Origin of the sequence: Oxalicibacterium flavum, from assembly GCF_014635065.1 — a bacterium.
GTDB classification, from domain to species: Bacteria; Pseudomonadota; Gammaproteobacteria; order Burkholderiales; family Burkholderiaceae_D; genus Oxalicibacterium; species Oxalicibacterium flavum.
This window is the reverse complement of record NZ_BMCG01000001.1, coordinates 687,213-706,137: the sequence shown is the minus strand read 5'-3', so window position 1 is coordinate 706,137 and position 18,925 is coordinate 687,213. Positions and strand designations below refer to the sequence as shown.

At 58.4% G+C, this 18,925-nt stretch carries 14 protein-coding genes; 3 read left to right on the top strand and 11 right to left on the bottom strand.

Going from position 1 to position 18,925, the window contains the following annotated elements:
• Positions 1-65: 65 nt before the first annotated feature.
• The 10 genes from IEV38_RS03305 to rpmH form a co-directional block, all read right to left on the bottom strand.
• Positions 66-3,215 (bottom strand): type I restriction endonuclease subunit R, encoded by a 3,150-nt coding sequence (locus IEV38_RS03305; protein ID WP_188394717.1) that lies wholly within the window; start codon positions 3,213-3,215, stop codon positions 66-68.
• 23 nt (positions 3,216-3,238) lie between these two features.
• Positions 3,239-4,399 carry an SIR2 family protein gene (locus IEV38_RS03300; protein ID WP_188394716.1) on the bottom strand — a complete coding sequence of 387 codons (1,161 nt, stop codon included), beginning with the start codon at positions 4,397-4,399 and terminating at the stop codon, positions 3,239-3,241.
• A complete protein-coding gene (locus IEV38_RS03295) occupies positions 4,399-5,802 on the bottom strand; it encodes a restriction endonuclease subunit S (protein ID WP_188394715.1) in 1,404 nt (467 codons plus the stop codon). Before IEV38_RS03295 ends, IEV38_RS03300 begins: the two co-directional genes overlap by 1 nt.
• Entirely contained in the window at positions 5,792-7,507 is a 1,716-nt protein-coding gene (locus IEV38_RS03290; RefSeq protein ID WP_188394714.1) for a class I SAM-dependent DNA methyltransferase, read from the bottom strand. Before IEV38_RS03290 ends, IEV38_RS03295 begins: the two co-directional genes overlap by 11 nt.
• Before the next feature lie 62 nt (positions 7,508-7,569).
• Positions 7,570-8,559: a restriction endonuclease gene (locus IEV38_RS03285; protein ID WP_188394713.1), complete on the bottom strand. Its 990-nt coding sequence runs from the start codon at positions 8,557-8,559 to the stop codon at positions 7,570-7,572.
• A 46-nt stretch (positions 8,560-8,605) separates the two neighbouring features.
• A complete protein-coding gene (gene mnmE / locus IEV38_RS03280) occupies positions 8,606-10,003 on the bottom strand; it encodes a tRNA uridine-5-carboxymethylaminomethyl(34) synthesis GTPase MnmE (protein ID WP_188394712.1) in 1,398 nt (465 codons plus the stop codon).
• A gap of 126 nt (positions 10,004-10,129) precedes the next feature.
• Positions 10,130-11,821, bottom strand: a complete 1,692-nt coding sequence (gene yidC, locus IEV38_RS03275) for a membrane protein insertase YidC (RefSeq protein ID WP_188394711.1) — start codon at positions 11,819-11,821, stop codon at positions 10,130-10,132.
• 18 nt (positions 11,822-11,839) lie between these two features.
• Positions 11,840-12,100: a membrane protein insertion efficiency factor YidD gene (gene yidD / locus IEV38_RS03270; RefSeq protein ID WP_188394710.1), complete on the bottom strand. Its 261-nt coding sequence runs from the start codon at positions 12,098-12,100 to the stop codon at positions 11,840-11,842.
• Positions 12,097-12,492 (bottom strand): ribonuclease P protein component, encoded by a 396-nt coding sequence (gene rnpA, locus IEV38_RS03265; protein ID WP_188394709.1) that lies wholly within the window; start codon positions 12,490-12,492, stop codon positions 12,097-12,099. Before rnpA ends, yidD begins: the two co-directional genes overlap by 4 nt.
• 9 nt (positions 12,493-12,501) lie before the next feature.
• Positions 12,502-12,636 carry a 50S ribosomal protein L34 gene (rpmH, locus tag IEV38_RS03260; protein ID WP_040041456.1) on the bottom strand — a complete coding sequence of 45 codons (135 nt, stop codon included), beginning with the start codon at positions 12,634-12,636 and terminating at the stop codon, positions 12,502-12,504.
• 362 nt (positions 12,637-12,998) lie between these two features.
• Between rpmH and dnaA the strand changes: the two genes are divergently transcribed.
• Positions 12,999-14,381: a chromosomal replication initiator protein DnaA gene (gene dnaA, locus IEV38_RS03255; protein ID WP_188394708.1), complete on the top strand. Its 1,383-nt coding sequence runs from the start codon at positions 12,999-13,001 to the stop codon at positions 14,379-14,381.
• Positions 14,382-14,475: 94 nt separating this feature from the next.
• On the opposite strand, the gene IEV38_RS03250 is transcribed toward dnaA, so the two are convergent.
• Positions 14,476-14,715: a hypothetical protein gene (locus tag IEV38_RS03250; protein WP_188394707.1), complete on the bottom strand. Its 240-nt coding sequence runs from the start codon at positions 14,713-14,715 to the stop codon at positions 14,476-14,478.
• 23 nt (positions 14,716-14,738) lie between these two features.
• On the opposite strand from IEV38_RS03250, the gene dnaN reads away from it, so the two are divergent.
• Together dnaN and gyrB are read left to right on the top strand one after the other, a co-directional pair.
• Positions 14,739-15,845 (top strand): DNA polymerase III subunit beta, encoded by a 1,107-nt coding sequence (gene dnaN / locus IEV38_RS03245; RefSeq protein WP_188394706.1) that lies wholly within the window; start codon positions 14,739-14,741, stop codon positions 15,843-15,845.
• A 393-nt stretch (positions 15,846-16,238) separates the two neighbouring features.
• The gene (gene gyrB / locus IEV38_RS03240; protein ID WP_188394705.1) at positions 16,239-18,731 is read left to right on the top strand and encodes a DNA topoisomerase (ATP-hydrolyzing) subunit B; all 2,493 of its coding nucleotides are present in this window, start codon (positions 16,239-16,241) and stop codon (positions 18,729-18,731) included.
• The last annotated feature ends 194 nt before the right edge of the window (positions 18,732-18,925 follow it).

The window sequence follows — 18,925 nt, the reverse complement described above, 5'->3', positions numbered from 1 at the left end:
CCGGATCATCGATCCGGCTTTTTTATCTAAGAGCATCGGCATAATGTGCACTGAACTGCTGTCCTTCACTTCGACCAAGCGTTCGACAGTGATTCCGCCTGCTTCAGCACAAGTTCGATTGCGGCATCCTCACCCACCGGCGGGTACTTCCACTTCTTCAGCGTGCGCCGCACCAAAATCCGTAGCTTCGCCCGCACACTCTCGCGTACCTGCCAATCCACTGTGGTGCTGTTGCGCAGCTTCTCGGTGATCTCGACGGCGATTTTTTTCAAGGTGTCGTCGCCCAACTCCCGCACGGCGCTTTCATTGTTGGCCAGCGCGTCGTAGAAGGCGATCTCGTCCGGGTTCAGCCCCAGCGCCGCTTCACGCTCCAGCGCTGCCTGGAAGTCCCTGGCCATCTGGATCAGTTCCTCGATGACCTGCGCCGTTTCCACCGCCCGGTTGTGGTACCTGCGCAGGGTTTCCAGCAGGCGGTCGCCGTACTTCTTCTCCTGCACTACGTTGTTGCGCGCCCGCGCCTTGATCTCGTCGCGTAGCAGCTTTTCCAGCAGTTCCACCGCCAAGTTGCGGCTCTTCATCTGCCGCACGTCTTCCAGGAACTCGTCTGAAAGCAGGCCGATGTTGGGCTTGTCCAGGCCCGCCAGGGCAAAGATGTCCGCTACCCCGTCCGCCACGATGGCGTTGTCCAGGATCTGCTTGAGCGCGCTGTTCTTGTCCGCGTCGGAGCGCTTGCGATCCACGGTGGTGAACTTGACGATGGCGGCCTTGACGGCGGCGAAGAAGGCGATCTCCGTGCGCAGGGCGGCGGCCTCGTCCAGCGTGCTGCACAGGGAAAACGCCTTGCTCACAGCCAGCATGGCGTCGAGGAAACGCTGTTTGCCGTCCTTCAGCCCCAGGATATGGTTGGCCACCGGCACCAGCAGCTTCATCGCATCGGTTTCGAACCCGCTGTAATCGAAGCCGTGCATCAGCCCGCGCACGATGTCCAGCTTCTCCAATAGCACTGCCAGGGCCTCGGCCGCGTTGTGGGCCGGGTCGCCCTTGCCCTTGGATTCGGTGTAGGTCTTGAGCGCCGCTTTCAGTTCGTTGGCGATGCCGATGTAGTCAACCACCAGCCCACCGGGCTTGTTGCGGAACACCCGATTGACGCGGGCGATGGCCTGCATCAGGTTGTGGCCTTTCATGGGCTTGTCCACATACATGGTGTGGCAGCAGGGCGCGTCGAAGCCCGTCAGCCACATGTCGCGCACGATCACCAGCTTTAACGGGTCTGCCGGGTCTTTGAAGCGCTTTTCCAGGCGTTTCTTCACCTGCTGGCTGTACAGGTGCGGCTGCAGCAAGGGCTTGTCCGCTGCCGAGCCGGTCATCACTACCTTGATTGTGCCCTTCTCCGGGGCGGCATCGTGCCAGTCCGGGCGCAGGGCGACGATGGCGTTGTACAGCTCGGCGCAAATGTCACGGCTCATGCACACGATCATCGCCTTGCCTTCCAGAGTGGCCGTGCGCGTCTCGAAGTGCTGCACCAAGTCGACAGCCACCTGTTCCAGACGCGGCTGCGCGCCGACCAGCTTGGTCAGCGCAGCCCAATCGCTCTTGGTCTTCTCGCGGGCGGTGAGGTCTTCCTCGTCCTCGATGACCTCATCCACCTGGGCGTTCAGTGCGTCGATCTCGGCCTGGTTTACATCCAGCTTGGCCAGGCGGCTTTCATAGAAGATTGGCACCGTGGCACCATCGTCCACCGCATCCTGGATGTCGTAGATGCTGACGTAGTCGCCGAACACCGCCCGCGTGTCCTTGTCTTCCAGGGCGATGGGCGTGCCGGTGAAGCCGATGAAGGTGGCGTTGGCCAGCGCGTCGCGCAGGTGCTTGGCGTAGCCGAACACGTACTTTCCGGTCTTGGTGTCCAACCGCCCCTTCATGCCGTACTGGCTGCGGTGCGCTTCGTCGGAGATCACCACGATATTGCTGCGATCCGACAGCAACGGGTGCTGCTCCTCATCGTCCAGCAGGGCGAACTTCTGCACCGTCGTGAAGATGATGCCACCCGCCTCGCGCGAGGCCAGCATTTCGCGCAGTTCTTCGCGGCTACCGGCCTGCACTGGTGTCTGCCGGAGCAGGTCTTCGGCGGCGCAGAAGGTGCCGTATAGCTGCCCGTCCAGGTCGTTGCGATCGGTCACCACCACCAGCGTGGGGTTCTTCATCTCCGGCTGCTGCAACAACTTGCCCGCGTAGCAGGCCATGGTGATGCTCTTGCCCGAGCCTTGCGTATGCCACACTACACCGGCCTTGCGGCTGCCGGGTTGGACTTCCTTACCATAGGTGGCACGCGGTTCCTGCACTTCCAGCATGCCTTTGTTCGGACTGCTGGCGGCAATCACCGTGGCTTTCACCGCTTCGCGCACGGCATGGAACTGGTGGTAGCCCGCAATCTTTTTGATAATCTGGTCGGCATCCTGCTCGAACAGCACGAAGTGGCGCACGTAGTCGAGAAACAGCGCTGGCTCGAAGAAACCTCGCACCAGCGTTTCCAGCTCGAATTCCAGCAGAGGCCTATCATCCTCATTGGCGATGGCTCGCCAGGGCATCATGCGTTCCTGGTTGGCTGTCAGCGATCCCAGTCGCGCCGTGAAGCCGTCGCTGACCACCACCGCCACATTGGTGTTGAACAGGTCACTGATTTCGTCCTTGTAGGTTTGCATCTGATTGAAGGCATCCCAGATGTCGGTCTGCTCGTTGGCCGGGTTCTTCAACTCGATCACCGCCAGCGGCAGACCGTTGACGAAGGCCACCAAGTCCGGTCGGCGCGGCTGTTTGGCGCCGGTTACGGTGAATTGGCTGACCAACAGGAAGTCGTTGTTGCGTGGGTTGGCGAAGTCGATCAGGTTGACTTGGTCAGCGCGCTTTTCGTCGCCCACGGAAAACTCAGCCAGGATGCCGGATAGAAGTATCCGATGCACGCGACGGTTGCGGGTGATCAGCAGGGGTTCGCTCGCCGTCAGCAGTTCATGCGCAGCCTGTTCCAGAGCAGCGGTAGGAATGCTCGGATTGATGCGGGCCAACGCAAGCAACAGGCGCTCGTGCAGCACCACTTGGCGATAATCGGTGCGGGCGGGCTGCTCTCCATCTGGAGCGAGATCGAGGCCGGATTCAAAACGCCAGCCGATTGCTTGAAACCACTCCAAACATAATTCTTCGAGCTGCTGTTCATTTACCATGGGAAAACCTATGTTTGAGTGACTTATTCAAATGCTACTTGCCGGCGCGACACAGCAATAGCAAGTCTCAAAATTTGTTCCAACAGACTGTGATCGTGGCTTCCATCATCAGCTACAGATGTTGAATACCATATCGGCCGAATCTTCAATTGTAGTAATCGAGCTTCTTTTTGAGCGCGCTCTTGCGGTGTAGCAGGCTCATTGAGTAGGGCGAAGTGATCAGGTATTTCGAATGCAGCCTCATCAACGACTGATTTGAACAGATCAAGCGTCTTGTCTTGCTCCAAACTGCAACCTAGGAACAAGAAGGAATGGCTGATGAAAATCTGGCGCAGTGCCCGTGGCAATTGATTTTGGAATGAAAGGGGCTCGCCGTAGGCAATCCGGTATTGCTCTTGTGTAAATACATATGTGTTGTCTTGGCGCGCATCGCCATGCAGCTTTAAGATGCAGCGCTCACCACGAAGTAAGCGCTGAACAAAAGCATTGCCAGGCTGCATTCCATACATGTATCCATCCAACGCCTGGCCACGCTGTTGGAAAAGATCTTCGATCATTGAGTCAAAGTTGGTCGTGACGATACAACCTTGGGCCAAATCAGGCAGTAAAAGAACTGGCCCTGCAATTGCGCCTGCCCGCTGACGGAATTCCGTTTTTATGAAGTGTTTCACCTGATCTGCTGCTGCTTCGTATAGCAGCTGTGCAGCTTGCAGATAATCATATTTCGCCATCAAAGGCTCGATATCTTGCACTTCAATACCATTGAGCTTTAGCGCTATTTTGCGCAGGGCCTCGCCCCACATTGGGTAGCCACACGCTTTCGAGATGCCAGCTCCTACAAAAGGAGAAATTCGCCCTAAGCGAACGGCGTCTACCAGATCGAGGAACACTGCCACTTGATCAGACTGCTTAATGAAGCGGATTGCAGCGTCATGCTGACTGATCTGACAAATGCCTTCCCACTGGTCAAGTTCGTCCAGATAGGCATCCCTATCTGTCCAGTACAACACCTCGCTGATTGGGTAGGCGTATTGATGCTCGGGATCTTTCAAGCTCGTGAATGCAATCGGCTCCGCTTCATCCAGCACCGCATTGAAATCTCCGTTGGATGAGTACGCCGCCTGCAAAGCTTCCTCAACTTTATCGACTATAAGTTTGTTTTCGCGGAGCTTCTTGATGTCCATCAGGCAGCTCCGGTGGTATCAGAAAGTTTACCCACGTCACTGACAGACAGCTCACCAGAGAGGAGCTTGGGGAGGAGTGTATCGCGCAGTTTGGCGAGCTTCACTGATTCACGATCATTTGCCGAAATTTCATTGTTTAGTGGTGAAATCAGATTATCAAACACCTTCAATACATTCTCACGCGGTGTCAGAACAAGCAACTCAGCAAGTTTCACTCTTGATAGTTCGGTTTGACCTGTAGAACCCTCTCCCATGGCCTCAATATTGGGTTGCTTCCAATTGATGTATTGGCCCAGATATGAGGCATTGAGCTCGTGACTTGCTCGAACAACTGTAACGTGAGAGTCCACAATCGTTGGTTCATTTAAACAAAGCACTTGTGCAACTCGACCCAACGTGCCGACTCCGGTTGAATTAATGAGCACATCTCCCAATTCGAGTGCTCGACCATCAATTTTCCTTTGAGTTGAATCATGCCGCCGACCCTTCGACTCATCCACTCTGAAATCACGAATGCACTTTTGGTTGAGAACGAGAATGCCACCATTCTCCAGATACTTTGGAGAAATACCTCTGCTCAGATAATTTGTGACGCTACCTAGTGTGTTCACTGCCCACCCCTTCGGAATCTCCACCAACTCCGACTCTTCCATGGCCTCGGGAAACAGCGCTGCGGTGGCGGCGAGTTGGTCGTGGTGCTCGCGGGGCATCTGGTCAAGTTCTGCATCGGTTTTGCCGCTGATGGCGCGCATGGCGGCGCGTAGCGGGTCTTGGCCTTGTTCGATGGCGGCGATCTTGGCCTTGACTGGGTCGAAATCGACAAACCAGGATTTGAAGATGGCTTGCGCCATGGCTTCGAGGGTTTGGTTGATGCGGCGATTTAGATCGATTTTGTCGTCGAGATGTCTTAGTACAGCAGCGACTCGAATTTGTATTGCCAAGTCGACCCACGGAACTTGAAGCTCAGCCAAGTCTGACCCTCGGATACCAGACGCTCCTGCACCTTGCTCGACGATTGATTCGATCAATTTCCGCCCAGTGGAGCTACTAAAAAAATAGAAGTAGAAGTCCGGGTCAGCCAAATCACGATTGAGGCGACATCGAATCACGTGGGACTCGAAGCAAACCTCCTCGTCGTCATTAACGAAGATCGAGCATTTTCCAGCACCTGCAAGTACTAGTGACTGTCGCGCAAACAATAGGTCGCCAGCTTTGAGAAGCGAGGAATTTCGTTCGGCCTGATTTAGCGGGACACGGTCCATTGTGACATTTTTCATCCGTGGGTTAGCAAAAAGCTCCCCCATATTGACCATCTTTGTTCCTGCACCTCGTACCGCTTTGGGCTTCGTCAATCCATTACGGAGCGGAATAGCAAACAGATCTTTGAAGGGTTTAGATTGCATAACCCAACCCCGCCAAATTCTTCCTGATTTCCGCCTCCAGCTTCGCACTTGCCGCAAACTGTTCCGCCAATTGCGTCGTCAGCCGCTGCATCTTCTCGGCAAAGGGTTCGCCGTCGTCTTCCTGTTCTGCCGCGCCCACATAGCGCCCCGGCGTGAGCACATGCTCATGCTTACGCACATCTTCCAGCTTGGCGGAATAGCAGAAACCAGGCACGTCCTCGTATCCTTCGCCCTGCTGCCAAGCATGGAAGGTATCGGCGATCTTCTGAATGTCTTCCACCGTGAAATCGCGCAGTACGCGGTCTTTCATGTAGCCCATCTGGCGGGCGTCGATGAACAGGAACTCACCGCGCCGGTCGCGCTTCCTCTTGTCCAGCGCGAAGCCGTTCTGCTTGTCGCGGGTCAGGAACCAGATGCAGGCCGGAATCTGGGTGTTGGTGAACAGCTGGCCGGGCAGCGCGACCATGCATTCCACATAGTCGTCCTCGATCAGCCGCTTGCGGATTTCGCCTTCATTGTTGGTGTTGGAACTCATGGAGCCGTTGGCCAGCAGCAGCGCCATACTGCCGGTGGGCGCCAAGTGATGGAGCATGTGTTGCAACCAGGCAAAGTTGGCGTTGCCCTGCGGCGGTGTACCGGCGATCCAGCGGGGGTCGTTGGCGAGCTTTTCGTTCCACCACTCCTTCATGTTGAAGGGCGGGTTGGCCATCACATAATCGGCGCGCAGGTCCGGGTGCAGATCGTTGAGCAGGGTGTCGGCCGGGCCGCTGCCGAAGTTGAAGTCGATACCGCGAATGGCCATGTTCATCGCGGCCAGCCGCCAAGTGGTGGGGTTGCTCTCCTGCCCGTAGACGCTGATCTGTCCACTCTTGCCATTGGCTGCCTTGCCGCCGTGCTGTTCGATGAACTCCTCGCTCTGCACGAAGAAGCCGCCGGAGCCCATGGCTGGGTCGTAGACGCGGCCCTTGAACGGCTGGAGCATTTCCACGATCAGGGTGACGATGCTCTTGGGGGTGTAGTACTGGCCGCCCTTCTTGCCTTCGGCCAGGGCAAACTGGCCGAGGAAGTATTCATAAACGTGGCCAAGGATATCCTTGGATTTCAGGTCCAGTGGCTGGCCCTTGTACTCGCGGGCAGCAAAGTCGGTATCCGAGAAGTGGCTGATGAGCCCGGCCAGCTTGCTGGAGTCGAGCTGTACGCGGGCGAAATCTTTGTTGAGCACGTTCTTCAGGCGGGCGTTCTCGCGCTCGACGGCTTCCATTGCGTTGTCGATCAGCCAGCCGACCGAGCGCATTTCCTCCGGCTCGTCCTTGCCCGACTTGTTCCACGGCAGCGCCGCCTTGGGCGGCAGTTGCGCGCAGTCGCGCAGGGTTTGCCAGCGGGCTTCCACAGGCACCCAGAACACGTTCTTCTCGGTGTAGTAGTCGCGAACTTCCAGCTCGGCGGCGATGTTGTCTTCGTATTCATGCGTGCCCGCGCCGCCGTATTCGGTCGGGTCCATGTAGTAGTCATGGTCTGGGTTGGTGAACTGTTCGCGCAGTTCGCGTTGCCGTTCTTCGAAGGCATCGGAAACGTACTTGAGGAAAATCAGCCCGAGCACGACGTGCTTGTACACGGCAGCGTCTAGGTTGGAGCGCAATTTGTCGGCAGCGGTCCAGAGTTTCTTTTCCAGGTCGTTGAAGAACTGTTGTTCGATGTTGCTCATTTAGATACCTTGATGCGGTTAAGCGTTGACCGTCGGCGTAGCAGACAAAGTAAGTACCTTGGTTAAGCAGGCCAATACAATCTTTTCAGCGGTACGATGCGTTTGGTCTCGGCGTCTGTCTGATCGTAATGCTCGATCAAGGCGCGAACCACATGATCCAAAGTCCACATTTGCAGTGGGATGGACGCTCGATCTGCTTCGTACTGCGCGTCCTTCGTAAATCCCCCGGTGCTGACATACAAGCCTCGGTCGTCTTTATGGCGACCACCCAGAAAGCTACGAATTTCCTGGCTGCCCATTTGGCCTTTGCGATGTTTGACTTCAACCACGATACGTGGATGCTCAAAGCCAAAGCCATCAGGAGATGCAACGATATCTTTGCCTCGATCGGAGCCCGGCGGGGAAACCTGGGTTTTATACCCCATCGCACGCAGGATGCCTGCGACGAGTTGTTGCATATCATCCCAACCGAGTTCGTTGACCAAGTCCTTGATACGTTCCACTGCTTGAGATTCGATATCGGCGAGAGGGTCAACAGATTCTTCTACGGCGGCTTCATCTGCAGGCATCGGTTTGCCCGTTGAGGCCGCTAAAATTTCTTCCATCGCAGATGGAGGAACTTCGAAGATCGTGGAGATGGAACCTAGACTGTTCTTGGTGCTCACGCTGAGATTGTCGCGCGACAGTTCTTGCGGATGCCACTGCACTTTGCGCGTCAACGGCATGTCCTGTTCTACCCATTCTTCACGGTATTCGTTTGCCCCGAGTACTTTGCCGATCAGGTAAAGACGGTTGGCAGGAGAATAGGTGATAACCCAATCGCCATTCTGGATTTCATTGACGAAACGCCAGACTTGGGACGCGCTGGAAATGACGGTACCTTGTTTCGCTTGCGGATCGGCGGCCTGATACAACGCCGCCAATTCCTTTCTGCTCACACCAGGCTTTGCGTGGGCAGCGATTTTGCTCCAGCCAATCGCTGCAACGCCCTTTTCGCGAAAGGCGTCGTATAGACTGCCGCCTTCACTCCGCACCATCCACATGCGTGCCATCTGAACTCCCTGTTCATTGTTTGTTAGTCTTATAAATATTACTGCGTCATTTCCCAATACAAAACCTGCTGAAGATCACTCCCAGCAAATCGTCCGACGTGAACTCGCCCGTGATGCTCGACAACCGATCCTGCGCCAGCCGCAGTTCCTCTGCAAACAGGTCGAGCGCCGGATGCGTCGCTTCGCTGTCGTGCGCGGCGTGCTGGGCCGCGAGTTCGAGGTGGTCGTGTGCCGACTTGAGTGCGATCAGGTGGCGTTCGCGTGCGAGGTAGAGCGACTCGCCGGTCTGCTGCCAGCCGATCAGGCGCAGCAGTTCCTGGCGCAGCAGGTCCATTCCGGCCAGTTCGGCGGCCGACAGATAGATGTGCGTGGCGTCCGGCATGCGGTCCACCGAGGGATTGTGGCCGGACAGGTCGATCTTGTTCCAGATGCGGATGACGGGGATGCTTTCCGGGAAGCGCGCGCAGATCTGTTCGTCCTCGCGCGTCGGGCCGCGTGCGGCGTCGAGCATGTGGATGATGACGTCGGCCTTCTGCACTGCGGCCCAGGTGCGTTCGATGCCGATGCGCTCGACTTCGTCCACTGCTTCTTCCACGGTGCGGATGCCGGCAGTATCGATCACATTGATCGGAATGCCTTCGACTTGGATGGTTTCGATCACCTTGTCACGCGTGGTGCCGGCGATCGGTGTGACGATAGCGACGTCGTTGCCGGCCAGTGCGTTGAGCAAGGACGACTTGCCGACGTTGGGCTGACCGGCCAGCACGATGTTGAGTCCTTCGCGCAGCAGCGCACCCTGCGCGGCCTGCGTGAAGACGGCGGTCAGCGCTTCGCGGATACCGGCCAGTTGGCCGCGCGCGTCGGACTGCTCGAGGAAGTCGATTTCCTCTTCCGGAAAATCCAGCGTCGCTTCGACCAGCATGCGCAGGTTGGTGATGCGATCGACCAGTTCCTGCACGGTCTTCGAGAAGGCGCCCGACAGCGACTGCGAGGCCGAGCGCGCGGCGGCTTCGGTCGAGGCTTCGATCAGGTCGGCCACGGCTTCTGCCTGCGCGAGATCGAGCTTGTCGTTGAGGAAGGCGCGGCGCGTGAATTCGCCAGGTTCCGCAAGCCGCAGGCCGATCTCGGCGCCGGCTTCGAGGCAGCGCTGTAGCAGCATCTGCAGCACGACCGGGCCGCCGTGGCCCTGCAGTTCGAGCACGTCTTCGCCAGTATAGGAATGCGGCGCCTTGAAGTGGATCGCCAGGCCGCGGTCGATCACGCTGCCGTCGGCCCGCACGAAGTCAACCAGCGTGGCGTGGCGCGCCTGCAGCGGCTTGCCGTGCATGGCGCAGACGGCATCGATGATGGAGGAAATGTTCTTGCCGGAGATACGGACGACGCCGATGCCGCCGCGTCCCGGTGCGGTGGCGATGGCGGCGATGGGGGAGGAATCGAGATTCATGAATTGGATTTTATCGTTATCGGTATAGGGAGAGCATAAACCAAGAGACCGTAAAAAAGCCCGTGAGTGCCATCGCAACCCACGGGCTTTTTTTCATGGGGACGGCATGCGTCCCCGTCTGCGGCATCAGGTCTTGACGCCCATCTTGCGCGTGATGGTCCACTGCTGCGCGATCGACAGCACGTTGTTGACCACCCAGTACAGCACGAGGCCGGCCGGGAAGAAGAAGAACATCAGCGAGAAGATGATCGGCATCCACAGCATGATCTTGGCTTGGACCGGGTCCGGTGGCGTCGGATTCAGGCGCGTCTGCACGAACATCGAGATCGCCATCAGGATCGGCAGGATACCGATGGTCAGATGGAAGCCGAAGATGTTGTAGGCGCCGAACAGCGTGTCGGGCGCGGCCAGATCGGCGATCCACAGCCATGGCGCGTTACGCATCTCGACGCTGGCCAGCAGCACCCAGTACAGCGAGATGAAGACCGGGATCTGGATCAGGATCGGCATGCAGCCGCCGAGCGGGTTGATCTTCTCTTTCTTGTAGAGCTCCATCATGGCCGCGTTCATCTTCTGCGGCTCATCCTTGTAGCGCGTGCGGATCTCGGTCATCTTCGGCGTGACCAGCTTCATCTTGGCCATGCTGCGATAGCTGGCGGCCGACAGCGGGAAGAAGATCAGCTTGATCAGGATCGTCAGCACGATGATGGTCCAGCCCCAGTTGCCGAGGATGGCGTGGATGTGTTCCATGGCCCAGAAGATCGGGCGCGCGATGATGGTCAGCCAGCCGTAGTCCTTGACCAGGTCGAAGCCCGGCGCCACGGCGTCGAGGCGCTTGGATTCCTGCGGACCCGAAAACAGGGTCGCGTCCAGCGACTTGGTCTCGCCCGGCGCCACGCTGCCGACCGGGATCACGGTGCCGACTGCATAGAGATCGGTGGCCAGCTTGCGCGTGAAGAACTCGCGCGGCTCGTCGGTCTTGGGCACGAACGCGGAGACGAAGTAGTGCTGCACCATCGCGATCCAGCCGTCGTTGGCTTTCTTGATGTGCTCGTCCTTGCCCTTTTCGATCGAGTCGAAGGTGACCTTCTGGAATTTCTCTTCGTTGGTATAGACCGCCGGACCGGTGAAGGTGCTGTAGAACATCGACTCGGCCAGCTTGCCGCCGTCACGCACCAGTTGCAGATAGACCGACGGCGAGATCGGCGCGTTGGTGTTGTTGACGATGTCGTGCTTGATGTCGATCTTGTAGTCGTTGCGCGTGAAGGTATAGGTCTTGACCAGCTTGACGCCCTGCTGCTCGGCTTCCATCACCAGTTGCACCTGATCCTTGTCGCCCAGTTCGCGCGCGCCCGGCACCACCTTGAACAGCGAGCGGTGGTTCGGATACTCGCCGCCGGTCAGGCCGGTCTGGCCGAGATAGGTGCGCGGCGGCGTGGCGTCGAACAGCACGACGTTCTTGTCGCTGTGCTCGTTTTCCTTGTGCTGCAGCAGTTCGAGGCGGCGGATCTCGCCGCCCACGGTGTCGATGTCGGCCTTGATCAGATCGGTGGTGATCGTGACCAGCTCGCTCTTGGCCGGGGCCTGCGCGCCGGGAATGGCGGAATTGGCAGCCGGTGCGGAAGCGGTCGGCACGTCCGTATTGGCGGCAGCAGCCGGCGGCGCATCGTTGCCCGCAGCGGTAGCGGCGGCCTGCTCCTTCTTGCCTGCGTTGCCGAAGAAGATCGAATCCTGACCGGTATAGCGGTTGTAGTTGTCCCACAGCATCAGCAGCGAGAACGAGAAGATTACCCAGAGGACGGTACGTTTGATATCCATAAGTCTCTTAATCAGTCATCAGGAATGGCGGCAACCGCAAGCAGTTGATTTGGATGGAGATGATGCTTTCTTGGGGACCGGATCGACGCCGCCCGGATGCCACGGATGGCATTTGCACAGGCGGCGGGTCGCCAGCAGGCTGCCCTTGAGGGCGCCATGTTCCTCGATCGCTTCGGCGGCGTAACTTGAGCAGCTTGGATAGAAGCGGCAGTTTTGTCCGAGGAAGGGGCTGATGCAAAGCTGATAGCCGCGCACCAGCAACAACAGAATCTTTTTCATCGGCCGGCTCCGGCTTTGCCGGCCACGGCCTGCGAGGCGAACAAGCGAGTCAGTTCCTCACGCAGCAATGCCTTGAGGCCGGCGGACGTGGCCGGACCTTTTCTGGCATTGACCGGCTGCGACAGGCGAACGATGCAATCGATGGACGGCAACGCCGTCTGGCGGAACAGTTCGCGTGTCACGCGCTTGATCGTATTGCGTGTCACGGCGCGAGGTGCCAGGCGCTTGGCGGCGACCACGCCCAAGCGGGCGTGCGGCAGATCGGTGTTGCGGACGTACAGGACGAAATGCGCGGTCCGATACGCGGGGCGCAAACGAAAAACGGATGAAAATTCATCCGTTTTAACGATCCGCCGATCGCGTGCAAAGTCGAGCGAACGATCGCCGGTCACGCCATTCGCTTAGACAGCGAGGCGCTTGCGGCCCTTGGCGCGGCGTGCATTGAGCACAGCGCGGCCACCGCGGGTTGCCATGCGGACGCGGAAGCCGTGGGTGCGCTTGCGGCGAACGACGGAAGGTTGGTAAGTACGTTTCATGTTTGGTCTCGCTAATCAGCAGAAATTGAATCGGAACATCACGCGCCCATCGCCAAAATTTTCGGGCCGCTGGCGCATGCGCTGATGCCTGGAGGGCGGCAACACAACGGACCAACATCGTGGGTAGTGAACCCTGAATTAGACAGTACTTTCCGCTTCTCTGTCAATTACTTAGCACAGTTTGCGCGGCATGGCGGCACGCAAAATAAATCATGCGCCTGTGGATAACTTGGCGGGCCGAGGGTAGAATAGGCGCTCCGCGTGGCGAGCGGAAGGGTGCCGGACCCGGCCCTTTCACGCTTCAAAGACCACCCAAGGGACCATCCACCCTTCGCATAATAAAGACCGAGTAGAAGACCTTCATGGAAAATTTCTGGCAGACCTGCTCCGCCCAGCTCGAACGGGAATTGACGCCGCAACAATATAGTGCGTGGATCAAGCCGCTGACGCCGCTCGACTATGAAGAAGGCACCCTGCGCATCGCCGCGCCCAACCGTTTCAAGCTCGACTGGGTCAAGACCCAGTTTGCCGGCCGCATCACCACCCTGGCGGCGGAATTCTGGGAAGAACCGGTCAATGTCCAGTTCGTGCTCGACCCGCGGCTGGCCGCCGCGCGGCGCCCGGTCGCGGCCAGCGCGCCGGCCGGCGCCCAGGCCGACGACGTACCTTCCAATGTATTGGAACCCATCCCGTCCAACCCGGCCGAAGCCACGCCGCGCCGCGACCAGAGTCGCATCAATACCGCGCTGACCTTCGAGAGTTTCGTCACCGGCAAGGCCAACCAACTGGCACGCGCCGCTGCAATCCAGGTCGCCAACAACCCGGGCAGTTCCTACAATCCGCTGTTCTTGTATGGTGGTGTTGGCCTCGGCAAGACGCACTTGATCCACGCCATCGGCAACCAGGTGCTGGCCGACAATCCAGATACCAAGATTCGCTACATCCACGCTGAGCAATATGTTCGCGACGTAGTGACTGCTTACCAACGCAAGGGTTTCGACGACTTCAAGCGTTACTACCATTCGCTCGACCTGTTGCTGATCGACGACATCCAGTTCTTTGGCGGCAAGAGCCGCACGCAGGAAGAATTCTTCTATGCGTTCGAGGCATTGATTGCAGCAAAGAAACAAATCATCATCACCAGCGACACCTATCCCAAGGAAATCACGGGTATGGACGATCGTCTGATTTCGCGTTTCGACTCCGGTCTGACGGTGGCCGTTGAACCTCCCGAGCTCGAAATGCGGGTTGCGATCCTGTTGAAAAAAGCGGTACAGGAAGGCGTGACCTTCTCCGACGACGTGGCTTTTTTCGTTGCCAAGCACCTGCGTTCCAACGTGCGCGAACTCGAAGGCGCGCTGCGTAAGATCCTGGCTTATTCGCGTTTCCACGGCAAGGACATCACGATCGAGGTTGTCAAGGATGCATTGAAAGACCTGCTGTCTGTACAGAACCGCCAGATCTCGGTCGAGAACATCCAGAAGACCGTGGCCGACTTTTTCAACATTAAAGTTGCCGATATGTACTCGAAAAAGCGTCCGGCCAACATTGCTCGGCCGCGCCAGATCGCGATGTATCTTGCCAAGGAACTAACGCAAAAGAGCCTGCCGGAAATTGGCGAACTGTTCGGTGGCCGTGATCATACGACCGTGCTGCACGCGGTCCGCAAGATCGCCGCCGACCGCGGCAAGAGTCCGGAATGCAACCACGAACTGCACGTGCTGGAACAGACCTTGAAGGGTTGAGCGTGCTGCCTACGCGCCTGTGGATAACTTTGTGGAAATCCGTGGGATAAGCGGTGAATAGAGCGTGGATAAGTTGCGACAGTCCGACCGGCGGTCAGAAAATCGCGTCCAATCGGGTCGCTTGTCGGATGTTTCTGTCAAAATACAGGGTGTTGTCGTCCCGCCCATAGTGAGGAAGCAAGCGCGTCGCGAACCGGCGTGACTCGTTTTCTGACAGGACGGCAAATCGATCGGCACGCAGCATGGCCGGCTTCGGTTGGCGAGCAAGTCGTTGCGTTGCATCAGTATTGGCTTTACCGGATACCGTATCCACGCATTTGATCTGTTTAACCATCACTCATCGATAAGGATCCAACTATGCAATTGGTCAAAACCCAACGTGACGCGCTGCTCCGTCCGTTGCAAATTGTGAGTGGTATTGTCGAGCGTCGGCACACTTTGCCGATTCTGGCCAATATCCTCATTCGCAAGGATGGCGAGCGCGTTTCCTTTCTTTCGACCGACATCGAAGTGCAGATCACCACGCATGCACAGGTCGGCAGCGGCAACGACACGGCCTCGACCACGGTTGCTGCGCGCAAGCTGCTGGACATCCTGCGTGCGCTTCCCGATTCCGGCGACGTGTCGCTGACGCTGGCCAACAAGCGCATGAGCGTGCAGTCCGGCAAGTCGCGTTTTGCGCTGCAGACGCTGGCTGCCGAGGAATTCCCGACCGTGGCACAGGCCGAGCAATACAACGCCAAGGTCACGCTGCCGCAAAAGACGCTCAAGCACCTGTTCAACATGGTGCACTTCTCGATGGCGCAGCAGGACATCCGCTACTACCTGAACGGCCTGCTGCTGGTGGTTGACGGCAAGAACGTGATCGCGGTCGCCACCGACGGTCACCGCCTGGCGTTCTGCCAGGTCGAGGCCGAGCAGGAATTCGCGCGCCAGGAAGTCATCATCCCGCGCAAGACCATCATCGAGCTGCAGCGCCTGCTGGAAGAAACCGACCAGACCGTCGATCTGGAAATCGCCAACAACCAGGTCAAGCTGACCTTCAGCGACATCGAACTGATCTCCAAGCTGGTCGAGGGCAAGTTCCCTGACTACACGCGCGTGATTCCCAAGGGCTACAAGAACAACTTCACGATCGGCCGCGACCAGTTGCTGCGTTCGCTGCAACGCGCCGCCATCATGACGTCCGACAAGTTCAAGGGCGTGCGCTGCATCATGAGTCCCGGCAGCATGAAGATCAGTTCCACCAATGCCGACCAGGAAGAGGCGGTGGAAGAGATCGAAATCGACTACGGCGGCGACAGCGTCGATATCGGCTTCAACGTCACCTATCTGCTCGACGTGCTCAACAACCTCAAGGGCGACAACATCAATATCGCTCTTGGCGACGCCAACTCCTCGGCGTTGATCACCGTGCCGGACAACCCGGACTTCAAGTACGTCGTCATGCCGATGCGCATTTAAGACGGATCGGGCCGCCGGGCTTGGTTTGGCGGCCCCGATGAGGTAAAATTTGCCTTTAAAAACAGCAATTTGGCCTCATGTAAACAAGGTCGGAAATATGCTGTTTCCATCGTTTCCGCAAGGATGAAAAAATCCGGCCGAAACAATGCAGCAAGCGCAGCATCCCGCAGTACCGGCGCAGTTCCAGTTTTATCGCAAGTCATTTCGTAACCAGGTGAGGTCCCGGCCAGCCAGCGCGACGCGCGCAGCAAGCTTATTCTCCTTCCCCACTGAAGATGGCGCGTCCGAACGCCCACCGGCATTCGAGACGCCCTTCCTTTTCTGGTGCCGCCAACAGGCGAGAGAACCGGACCGCCGGATGCGAACCGTCAGTAACCGAAAGTAAAGGCAGCCATGTCCGCGATCCCGAACGACAACATTCCCCAGCAGCCAGCATACGGCGCGTCCTCCATCCAGATCCTCGAAGGCCTGGAAGCGGTGCGCAAGCGACCGGGCATGTACATCGGCGATACCTCGGACGGCACCGGTCTGCACCACTGCGTGTTCGAAGTGCTGGACAACTCGATCGACGAAGCGCTTGCCGGACACTGCAGCGAAATCCACGTCACCATCCATTCCGACAACTCGATCTCCATCGTTGACAACGGCCGCGGCATTCCGACCGACGTCAAATGGGACGACAAGCACGAGCCCAAGCGCAGCGCGGCCGAGATCGTCATGACCGAACTGCACGCCGGCGGCAAGTTCGACCAGAACGCCTACAAGGTGTCGGGCGGCCTGCACGGCGTCGGCGTGTCCTGCGTCAACGGCCTGTCCAAGCGCCTGCAACTGACGATCCGCCGCGACGGCAAGATCCATCAGATGGAATTCGCGCGCGGCATTCCGCAGAACCGCGAACTCGAAACCATCGACGGCCAGGTCGTCTCGCCGATCAAGGTCATCGGCGAAACCGACAAGCGCGGCACCGAAGTGCACTTCTGGGCCGACGAAGAAATTTTTACCAACGTCGAGTTCCATTACGACATCCTCGCCAAACGCATCCGCGAACTGTCCTTCCTCAACAACGGCGTGCACATCAAGCTGACCGACCAGCGCACCGGCAAGGAAGAAGACTTCGCGTTCGAAGGCGGCACGCGCGGCTTTGTCGAATACATCAACAAGGCCAAGAGCGTCTTGCATCCAACCATCTTCCAAGCCGTCGGCGAGCGTCTGTCCGACCAGGGCACCAACATCACGGTCGATGTTTCCATGCAATGGAACGACGCCTACAACGAGCAGGTGCTCTGCTTCACCAACAACATCCCGCAGCGCGACGGCGGCACCCACCTGACCGGTCTGCGTGCGGCAATGACGCGCGTCATCAACAAGTACATCGAAGAAAATGATCTCGCGAAGAAGGCCAAGGTCGAGGTCGCCGGCGACGACATGCGCGAAGGCCTGACCTGCGTGCTGTCGGTCAAGGTGCCTGAGCCGAAATTCAGCTCGCAGACGAAAGACAAGCTGGTATCAAGCGAAGTGCGTGGTCCGGTCGAGGAAATCGTCGCCAAGACGCTGACCGACTTCCTGCAGGAAAAGCCGAACGACGCCAAGATCATCTGCGGCAAGATCGTCGAAGCGGCACGCGCACGCGAAGCCGCGCGCAAGGCACGTGAACTGACGCGCCGCAAGGGTGTGATGGACGGACTCGGCCTGTCGGCCAAGCTGGCCGATTGCCAGGAAAAAGACCCGGCGCTGTCCGAGCTCTACATCGTCGAGGGTGACTCCGCAGGCGGTTCCGCCAAGCAGGGCCGCGACCGCAAGTTCCAGGCGATCCTGCCGCTGCGCGGCAAGGTGCTGAACGTCGAGAAGGCACGCTTCGAGAAGATGCTCTCCAGCGAACAGATCACCACGTTGATCGCCACGCTCGGTACCAGCATCGGCGCCGACGAATTCAACATCGACAAGCTGCGCTATCACCGCATCATCATCATGACCGATGCCGACGTTGACGGTGCCCACATCCGCACCCTGCTGCTGACGCTGCTGTATCGCCAGATGCCGCAGCTGGTCGAGCGCGGTCACGTCTATATCGCGCAACCACCGCTGTACAAGGTCAAGCATGGCAAGGACGAGCGCTACCTGAAGGACGACCTCGAAGAAGCCGTCTATATGATGCAGGTCGCGCTGAACGACGCCGTGCTGATCCCGAGCGAAGGCGCGGCACCGATCAGCGGTGATGCCCTCGCCGAACTGGCGCGCCAGTACAACACCGCCAACGCCATCATCAATCGCCTGACGCGCGTGGTTGACGGCGCGGCGCTGACCGCCATCATGACCGGCGTCACGCTCGACCTCGGTTCGCAGGACGCCGCCGAACAATCGGCCGTGCGCCTGCAAGCCGGCATCAACGAACCCAGTGTGCATGTCAGCGTGGTCCACGACGAACTGGCCGACAAATACGCCCTGCGCATCGAGCGCATGTACCACGGCAACGTTAAGGTCACCGGTTTCGACGCCGACTTCGTCGCCGGCCCCGACTACGCCGCCCTCGCCCACGCCGCCGCCACCTTCAAGGGCCTGATCGGTCCTGGTGCCATGGTCCAGCGCGGTGCCGGCGACAAGGCCAAGGTCAGCGCCGTCAACGACTTCCACCAGGCCATGAACTGGCTGCGCAGCGAAGCCGAACGCAACGTCGGCAAGCAGCGCTATAAGGGCCTGGGCGAGATGAATCCAGAACAGCTGTGGGAAACCACGATGGACCCGAGCGTGCGCCGCCTGTTGAAAGTGCAGATCGAGGATGCGATCGCTGCCGACCAGATCTTCACGACGCTGATGGGCGACGATGTGGAACCGCGTCGTGCGTTCATCGAATCGAATGCGCTGGCGGCGGGGAATATTGATATCTGAATTTAGAAACTATGTAGGTTCTCAAAATACATGAACTTTTTCTCAGTATTTGAGCAACTTCTTAGACGGTGATAAAAAAAGCCCTGCATTGCAGGGCTTTTTTACATTCTAGTCACATCAGGAAGAAAGACGGCCCGCTCCTACCGTCTGATTACTCAACCCCCAATTGATATAGGAGAAGAGTGGGCGCTTGT